This window comes from Marinomonas dokdonensis (genome assembly GCF_052747885.1).
On the sequence record NZ_JBRAND010000001.1, the window covers coordinates 963,859 to 972,371 of the forward strand.

The following is an 8,513-nucleotide window of genomic DNA, read 5'->3' on the forward strand; positions in this document are numbered from 1 at the left end:
AACCATATATTCAAAGCATTGGCAGCTTTTATTCCTTTCCTGCCCGTAATCGACGTAAGAGACACGCTGTTTTTATGATTCAATTTACTGAAGTAAGTTTGCAACGAGGCACCCAGTTTTTACTAGAAGATGCCAACATGACCATTTTTGAAGGTCAAAAAGTCGGCCTTATTGGTGCCAACGGGGCAGGTAAATCTTCCTTGTTTGCCATGGTCCGTGGCGATCTAAGCGCCGACACCGGCGAAGTTATTTTACCGGGGCAACGTCGTATCGCCTTTATGGCCCAAGAAGTTCATGAAAGTCAGCGTAGCGCGCTCGATTACTGCTTGGATGGTGACGAGAACTTGCGCAACATTGAAGCCAAAATTGCCAAAGCCCAAGCCGACAACGATGACAATGCCCACGCCACTTGGTTAGGGGAATTCGAAAGCGCTCAAGGCTATACGGCTCAGTCTCGTGGCGAAACCCTGCTGCAGGGCCTAGGTTTCAAAATGTCCGACATGCAACGCCCTGTTGCGGACTTTTCTGGTGGCTGGCGTATCCGTCTTAACTTGGCTAAGGCATTAATGTGTCCTTCGGATGTTTTGTTACTCGACGAGCCAACCAACCACTTGGATCTTGATGCTGTCATGTGGCTGGAAAATTGGTTACGCCAATACCCAGGCACTTTGTTACTTATTTCTCATGATAGGGACTTCCTTGATGGCATATGTAGTCACATTGTTCACCTGTATCAAAAGCGCTTAACCCTCTATAAGGGTAATTATTCTGATTACGAGCGTCAGCGAGCCGAGCACCTTGCACAGCAGCAGGCCAACTTTGAGAAACAGCAAACCAAGCGTGCTCATTTACAGCAGTACGTGGATCGTTTTCGCTACAAGGCGGACAAGGCAAAACAGGCTCAAAGCCGCTTACGTATGCTGGAAAAAATGGAGATTATTGGCCCGGCTCACATTGATTCTCAGTTTGAATTCAGCATTCCATTTGCCGACAAAACCTCTCAGCAACTGGTGGATCTCTCTCAGGCCGATCTAGGCTATCTATCCGCCAGTCAGCAACCGATAGTCCAGTTAGGCGGCACAAATTTCACCTTACGTGACGGTCAACGCATTGGCCTGCTCGGCCCTAATGGCGCAGGTAAATCCACACTGATTAAATCCATTGTCGGTGAGATCGAGCTGTTATCCGGCAATCGTGTCTGTGGTGAAAACCTAAAAGTGGGCTATTTTTCTCAGCATCAGCTCAGTGCCCTGGATCTTGAAGCCTCCCCCTTATTGCATATACAAAGATTGACTCCCAAGGTGCTGGAAAATGAAATACGTCGCTACCTAGGTGGTTTTGGGTTTATTGGTGATGATGCTCTACGCCCTGTTAAAGGGTTTTCTGGAGGAGAGAAAGCACGCTTGGCTCTTTCGTTAATTACTTGGACTAAACCAAACCTATTGGTACTCGATGAGCCGACGAACCACTTGGATTTGGAAATGCGCCAAGCCCTAACCGAAGCGTTGCAAGCTTTCCCCGGTGCCATTTTATTGGTCTCCCACGATCGTCACTTATTAAACAGTACGGTTGATGAGTTTTATCTGGTGGCCGATAACAAGGTGCAAGCATTCGACGGGGACCTCGCCGCTTATCACCAATGGCTACAAGCACGCCAACTTGCCGCGACACAAGGTGACGAGCCCGTCAGCAGCCATGAAAAAGTCGACCGCAAGGAAGAGCGCCGTAAAGCCGCAGAATTAAGGGAAAAACTGCGTCCTTTGCGTAAGCAAATCGAAAAGCATGAAAAGGCAATGCAGACCGCCCAGCAACATCTCGATAAAATTGCCGATGAAATGGGAGATTCTGCACTCTATGAAGCGGAACAGAAAGATAAGCTGCAAAGCCTATTAGCGGATGAAGCCAAATGGAAAAAAGCCTTAGACGAAAGCGAAGAAGCTTGGTTTGAAGCCCAAGAGACCCTAGAAGAGGCCGAAAGTCAGTTAACTTAGCCGCCAAAAAAGTAGAATATAACCATTGACTTAAAACTGTCACATACACAAAGTACATTAACACACACTTAAATAGGAGATAATGGATGACCTTTCCATTTACCCGCATGCGCCGTATGCGAAAAGATGATTTTTCTCGTCGCTTAATGCGTGAGAATCGTCTCAGCTGTGATGACTTAATCTATCCGATGTTTGTCATTGAAGGTGAAAATACGCGCCAAGCCATTCCTTCCATGCCGGGTATTGAACGTGTCAGCATAGATCTATTACTCAAAGAAGCCGCAGAGCTAGTAGAGCTAGGCATCCCTATGGTGGCCTTATTTCCTGTGGTGGATGAGCCTCAAAAATCCTTGCTTGCCGAAGAGTCCTATAACCCTGATGGCCTTGCCCAGCGCGCTGTACGAGCACTTAAAGAAGCCTTTCCTGAGTTAGGTGTGATGACAGATGTGGCCCTTGACCCATTCACTACCCATGGTCAAGACGGCATTATCGATGACAGCGGCTACGTGCTTAATGAAACCACTGTTGAAGTGCTGGTCAAACAGGCGCTTTCCCATGCCGAAGCAGGTGCCGATGTGGTCGCGCCTTCTGACATGATGGATGGCCGTATTGGCGCAGTTCGTGAAGCGCTTGAAACATCTGGCTTTATTTACACCCGCATCATGGCTTACGCCGCCAAATACGCTTCCGCTTACTATGGACCATTTAGAGATGCCGTTGGCTCCAGTGGCAACCTTGGTAAAGGCAATAAATTTACTTACCAAATGGACCCAGCCAATTCAGACGAAGCACTGCGTGAAGTCATGCTGGATCTTGATGAAGGTGCGGACATGGTCATGGTGAAACCTGGCATGCCGTATCTAGATGTTGTGCGCCGAGTAAAAACAGAATTACAAGTACCCACCTTTGCTTATCAAGTAAGTGGTGAGTATGCGATGCAAATGGCCGCCTTTGAAAATGGCTGGCTCGATAAAAACAGCGTCATGATGGAATCATTGCTAGCGTTCAAACGCGCTGGTGCCGATGGCATCCTGACATATTTTGCAAAAGATGCAGCCCGCCTGTTAAAAGGCCAATAAGCGTTCGATAGGCTAACAGGCTGTGCTATTGTTATAGGTTAGTTAATACTTACTCTAGCGTAAGGTTAACGACGGTAATACCATAATTATTGAGACGGTATTTGGGAGCTAATAAAACACATGTCTGACCAGTCTGAAGTAGAAAATATAGAGATTCATCCTGCTGTCATCGCCGAAGTTGACGCGGAAGAATTAGTACTTGAACCCATTCCGGAACAGCCTCAAGATGCCAGCAAAATTGCCATCGAAGAGCGCCTACCAGAAGAGATTGATTTGGCCGATCCTGAGTTGTATTTCAACCGCGAATTGAGCCACCTACAATTTAACGCTCGAGTACTAGAACAGGCGATGGATGAAAACCATCCAATCTTAAATCGTCTAATGTTCCTATGTATTTTCAGTTCTAACATGGACGAGTTTTTTGAGATTCGTGTGGCGGGTTTAAAAAGCCAAGTGGAATACAGCCGTGAAGAAAACGGTCCAGATGGCATGCACCCAAAGCAAGTTTTAAAGCTCATTAGTGAACGTGCCCACAGACTGGTTCGCCGTCAGTACAAAATCCTGAACGACATTATTTTCCCTAAATTAGCAGAAGAAAACATTCGCTTTATCCGTCGCTCTTTGTGGACAGAGAAGCAATCTGCTTGGGTTAAAAAATACTTTAATGACAATGTGTTGCCTGTCATCAGTCCAATCGGATTAGACCCAACTCACCCCTTCCCTCGCCTTGCCAACAAGACCTTTAACTTTGTTGTGGAGCTAGAAGGACGTGATGCTTTTGGTCGTGAAAATGGTTTAGCCATTGTTCCTGCGCCGAGCTCATTACCACGTTTGGTAAAACTGCCAGATGAAGTGTGCGAAGGGGGCGACAACATGGTCTTCCTTTCTTCTATTATTCACGCCCATGCGGATCAGCTTTTCCCTGGCATGACAGTAAAAGGTTGTTTCCAGTTCCGTCTAACACGTAACGCTGACCTTGAAGTGGATTCCGATGATATTGGTGTCGATTTAGCAGGCGCCCTACGTACAGAATTGCAAAGCCGCCACTATGGTAGCTCGGTACGTTTGGAGATCGCGGACAACTGCCCTGAGCACATCGTTGACTCCTTGCTTAAACAGTTCGACTTAGAGCAAGCAGACTTATACCGCACTGATGGCCCAGTTAACCTTAGCCGTTTGATGGCGGTACTCGATTTAGTGGATCGTGGCGATCTAATGTACTCACCTTTCTCGCCAGGCTTACCAAGAAAGCTCGCTAACGCGGGCACTATCTTTGAAGCCATTAGACAGCGCGACTACTTGTTGATGCATCCGTTTGAAAGCTTTGCTCCGGTTATCGACCTGCTTAGCGAAGCCGCTAAAGACCCTCATGTGGTGGCGATTCGTCAAACGCTGTACCGTACTGGTTCTCGCTCACCTATCGCTAACGCACTGGTAGAAGCGGCTCGAAATGGTAAAGAAGTTACCGTAGTCATCGAACTACGTGCACGTTTTGATGAGGCAGAAAACTTAGCCCTTGCCAGCCGCCTACAGGACGCTGGTGCCATTGTTGTTTACGGTGTGGTTCGACATAAAACACACGCGAAAATGATCGTAATCGTACGTCGTGAAGGCTCAGAGCTAAATCGTTACGTACACCTAGGCACAGGTAACTACCACGCAGGTAATGCTCGTCTTTATACCGATTACAGCTTCCTAACTTGCGATAAAGAAATTGGTGACGATGTACACCGCGTGTTCCAGCAACTAACGGGGATGAGTAAAGAGCTTAAAGTTAAGAAACTGCTCCATGCGCCTTTCACCTTACGTGACCGCTTGCTAGAAATGGTAGCCCGCGAAGCGGAAAATGCTCGCAACGGCGAACCGGCTCGCATCATTATTAAAGTCAACTCACTGACCGAGCAACGCCTAGTACAAGCCTTGTATAAAGCGTCTCAGGCTGGGGTGAAGATTGACCTTATCGTGCGTGGTATTTGTACCCTACGCCCGGGTGTAAAAGGCGTGTCTTCGAACATACGTGTACGCAGTATCATTGGTCGCTTCCTTGAGCACACCCGTGTTTACTACTTCTACAACAACCGCAACCCGCAAGTTTACCTTTCCAGCGCCGATGGTATGGAGCGAAACTTGAATAACCGAGTGGAAGTCGCCTTCCCAATTCAAGACTTCAAACTAGCACGACGAGTGAAGAAAGAGCTGGAGTTTTATCTATCCGATAACACTCAGAGCTGGTTGCTGCAAAGCGATGGCTCTTATCAACTTTCGAAGCCTAGAAAAGATGAGTACCGCAGCGCTCAGCGCACCTTACTCAGCGATCTCGCTAACAGCGTACGCTAGCATCGCTTTCGGTTCATAAAATCAGCCTTCGGGCTGATTTTTTATTTTGGGGTACAAATAACTTTCAATTTATGCGAAAAGCCTTCATAAAGCTTAATAAGCATTAACCAATAAAGATGATAGGCTTTACGAACTCTTCGCTTAATTCGTTGTCCAATTTATCATCAAGGCTAAAAGCACATACTATTAAAACGGATGAGAATATATGCGTTTCGTCAAACACTACAAAAACAGTGATACTCAATGGGGCTGGACAAGCATCCTGTTACATTGGTTGCTGGCCGTTGCCATCATTGGTCTATTCGCCCTAGGCTTATACATGACCGACCTGAGTTACTATGACTCGTTTTATACCCTAGGTCCGCAAATTCATGAAGCCATCGGCATATTGGTTTTAGTCTTCATGGTGTATCGCCTGATTTGGAGACTACTCAACAAAACCCCTAAACCACCTGAGAAAAACAGCCCTTTTATCAATACCGCCAGCCAAATCGCCCACAAAGCCCTTTATCTTATCTGCTTCGTAATCCTATTGTCGGGGCTGCTCATCAGCTACGCTGGCGGCCAAGGCATACAGATATTTGAGTGGTTTCGTATACCTGGCCCACAAGACCTATTTGAAAACCAAGCAAGCTATGCGGGTGAAGTTCACTACTACTCAGCCTTTGCACTGATTGGCTTAGTGATCTTGCATACCCTTGCGGCACTGAAACACCATTTCGTTGATAAAGATAACACTTTAAAAAACATGTTAGGACTCAAGGAGAAACCATGAAAAACTTACTAAAGCACAGCCTATTAGGACTATGTATTGCCACAGCGAGCCTTGCTAATGCAGCAACTTACGTGATTGATGACTCCAAGTCAGGCGCTCACTCACAAATCGACGTAAAAGTTAAACATATCGGTATCAGCTGGGTAAAAGGCCGCTTTAACGACTTCTCAGGCAGCTTTGAATACGACAAAGACAACATCAACGCTTCCAGTGTTGACGTGACTATCCAAACCCAAAGCTTTGACTCAAACCACGCCAAGCGTGACAAACACATCACTGGCTCTGACTACCTAAATGCTTCTAAATACCCAACCGCCACATTCAAAAGTACCAGCATTAGCGACCTAGGTGACGGTAAAGTAAAAGTAGATGGCGACCTTAATCTACACGGTGTGACCAAAGCTATTACATTTGATGCCAACCTAATCGGCGAAGGCGCTTCACCTTGGGGCGACTACCGTGCAGGATTTGAAGGTTCTGTCGACCTTAAATTCTCAGACTTCGGCATGGACCAAAAACGCATTGGTACTGACGACTTCACGGTAAACATGTTTTTCGAAGGCAAAACTAAAAAGTAACACCCTTCAGCACCTTCAGGGCTTATCGAACTCGCATCCCTAACGCGACATTAGATAAGCCCTTTTCTTCCCTTTTAAACACCTATAAAGGCAAATTAGCCTACACTCCTTCGATCACATACATTGTCTTCAAGAGGTGTCTCACTTAAATTTTTGTAGATGCGCTTCAGCCGCAGGCGGAATTGACGGCAATCAAACGCAATCATCTATTCCAGAGATTAATCCAAACATCATCGGTAACCGTGGTTCCTGCGGAACCATTTCCGCATAAAGGCTGATTTTGTAGGTGCGGCTTCAGCCGCAGGCGGAATTGATGACAATCAAGCGCAATCATGTAATTCAAAGATTAGCCAAACATCATCGGTAACCGTGTTTCCTGCGGAACCATTTCCGCATGAATGCGTACCTACAGTTTTGTAGGTGCGGCTTTAGTTGAAGACTGAATTGATGGCAATCAAGCGCAAACATGTAATCCAGAGATTAACCCAAACATCCTCAGTAACCGTGGTTCCTACGGAACCATTTCCGCATAAATGCGTACCTACAGTTTTGTAGGTGCGGCTTTAGCCGCAGGCGGAATTGATGGTAATCAAACGCAAACATGTAATCCAAAGATTAGCCCAAACATCATCGGTAACCGTGGTTCCTGCGGAACCATTTCCGAATAAACGGGCTAATTCTGTAGGTGCGGCTTTAGCCGCAGGCGGAATTGATGATAATTAAGCGCAAACATGTAATCCAGGGATTAACTCAAACATCATCGGTAAGCGTGGTTCCTGCGGAACCATTTCCGCATAAATGCTAATTTTGTAGGTGCGGCTTTAGCCGCAAGCGGAATTGACGGCAATCAAACGCAATCATGTAATTCAAAGATTAACCCAAACATCATCGGGAACCGTGGTTCCTGCGGAACCATTTCCGCATAAATGCGTACCTACAGTTGGTCATCAGCATAAAATGCGCTAATTCTGTAGGTTCGGCTTTAGCTGCAGGCGGACTTGATGGCAATCAAGCGCAATCATGTAATTTAAAGATTAACTCTGACATCATCGGTAACCGTGGTTCCTGCGGAACCATTTCCGCATAAATGCGTACCTACAATTGGTCATTGGGATTTATTGGATCTGTTGTTTGGAATTAGGGAAGGTTGTGGATTTGCATTTACGCTGACGCGTCGAGGTACGAGACAGGCGCAAGTAAATGGAAAACCATAACCTGCGTTGACTACGGATCGAAACGAAAACGTACTTTATCTTCAAGAGAATTTCCGCGTCCCGCTAAAGCGGTACCTACTTATGGCATATCTGAAACGAAAAAACCCCACACAGCGTTGGCTATGTGGGGCTTCTTGGATTATAAAGCTTGACGACGACCTACTCTCACATGGGATCTCCCACACTACCATCGGCGATGGCGCTTTTCACTTCTGAGTTCGGGATGGGATCAGGTGGTTCAACGCCTCTATGATCGTCAAGCAATTCTGTTGCGTTGGTTCTGGTGGCTTTCGCTTACCAAAACACGCGAATACGTTGCTTGGATCTTTAACAATTCATTTTGAAATAACGTGTATCAAGGTTAAACCAGCTTTATCATAATGTGTCTCTGTAATCTTTGATGAGCTTTCTCATCCAAAAACCACTTTGGTGTTATATGGTCAAGCCTCACGAGCAATTAGTATTGGTTAGCTCAATGCCTCACAGCACTTACACACCCAACCTATCAACGTCCTAGTCTCGAACGGCTCTTTAGGGGA

Annotated in this window: 6 protein-coding genes and 2 rRNA genes; 6 read left to right on the plus strand and 2 right to left on the minus strand. The window is 46.4% G+C overall.

Translation table 11 applies throughout. From position 1 onward, the window contains the following. The first annotated feature begins 74 nt into the window (after positions 1-74). From ACUM5Y_RS04480 to ACUM5Y_RS04505, 6 genes are all read left to right on the plus strand, one after another. A complete protein-coding gene (locus ACUM5Y_RS04480; RefSeq protein ID WP_445975654.1) occupies positions 75-1,991 on the plus strand; it encodes an ATP-binding cassette domain-containing protein in 1,917 nt (638 codons plus the stop codon). A gap of 86 nt (positions 1,992-2,077) precedes the next feature. Beyond that, positions 2,078-3,070 carry a porphobilinogen synthase gene (gene hemB / locus ACUM5Y_RS04485; RefSeq protein WP_445975655.1) on the plus strand — a complete coding sequence of 331 codons (993 nt, stop codon included), beginning with the start codon at positions 2,078-2,080 and terminating at the stop codon, positions 3,068-3,070. A gap of 120 nt (positions 3,071-3,190) precedes the next feature. Continuing rightward, entirely contained in the window at positions 3,191-5,407 is a 2,217-nt protein-coding gene (gene ppk1 / locus ACUM5Y_RS04490) for a polyphosphate kinase 1 (RefSeq protein WP_445975656.1), read from the plus strand. Positions 5,408-5,612: 205 nt separating this feature from the next. Further along, entirely contained in the window at positions 5,613-6,182 is a 570-nt protein-coding gene (locus ACUM5Y_RS04495; RefSeq protein ID WP_445975657.1) for a cytochrome b, read from the plus strand. Continuing rightward, positions 6,179-6,760 (plus strand): YceI family protein, encoded by a 582-nt coding sequence (locus ACUM5Y_RS04500; RefSeq protein WP_445975658.1) that lies wholly within the window; start codon positions 6,179-6,181, stop codon positions 6,758-6,760. Before ACUM5Y_RS04495 ends, ACUM5Y_RS04500 begins: the two co-directional genes overlap by 4 nt. 533 nt (positions 6,761-7,293) lie before the next feature. After that, positions 7,294-7,428 (plus strand): hypothetical protein, encoded by a 135-nt coding sequence (locus ACUM5Y_RS04505; RefSeq protein ID WP_445975659.1) that lies wholly within the window; start codon positions 7,294-7,296, stop codon positions 7,426-7,428. Positions 7,429-8,120: 692 nt separating this feature from the next. On the opposite strand, the gene rrf is transcribed toward ACUM5Y_RS04505, so the two are convergent. Both rrf and ACUM5Y_RS04515 read right to left on the minus strand, forming a co-directional pair. Further along, positions 8,121-8,235, minus strand: a 5S ribosomal RNA gene (gene rrf, locus ACUM5Y_RS04510). 175 nt (positions 8,236-8,410) lie between these two features. After that, positions 8,411-8,513, minus strand: a 23S ribosomal RNA gene (locus ACUM5Y_RS04515); the annotation flags it as partial.

Coding starts and splice junctions, on each gene's coding strand:
- ACUM5Y_RS04480 (WP_445975654.1), top strand. CDS start 75: ATGATTCAATTTACTGAAGTAAGTTTGCAACGAGGCACCCAGTTTTTA.
- hemB (WP_445975655.1), top strand. CDS start 2,078: ATGACCTTTCCATTTACCCGCATGCGCCGTATGCGAAAAGATGATTTT.
- ppk1 (WP_445975656.1), top strand. CDS start 3,191: ATGTCTGACCAGTCTGAAGTAGAAAATATAGAGATTCATCCTGCTGTC.
- ACUM5Y_RS04495 (WP_445975657.1), top strand. CDS start 5,613: ATGCGTTTCGTCAAACACTACAAAAACAGTGATACTCAATGGGGCTGG.
- ACUM5Y_RS04500 (WP_445975658.1), top strand. CDS start 6,179: ATGAAAAACTTACTAAAGCACAGCCTATTAGGACTATGTATTGCCACA.
- ACUM5Y_RS04505 (WP_445975659.1), top strand. CDS start 7,294: ATGCGTACCTACAGTTTTGTAGGTGCGGCTTTAGCCGCAGGCGGAATT.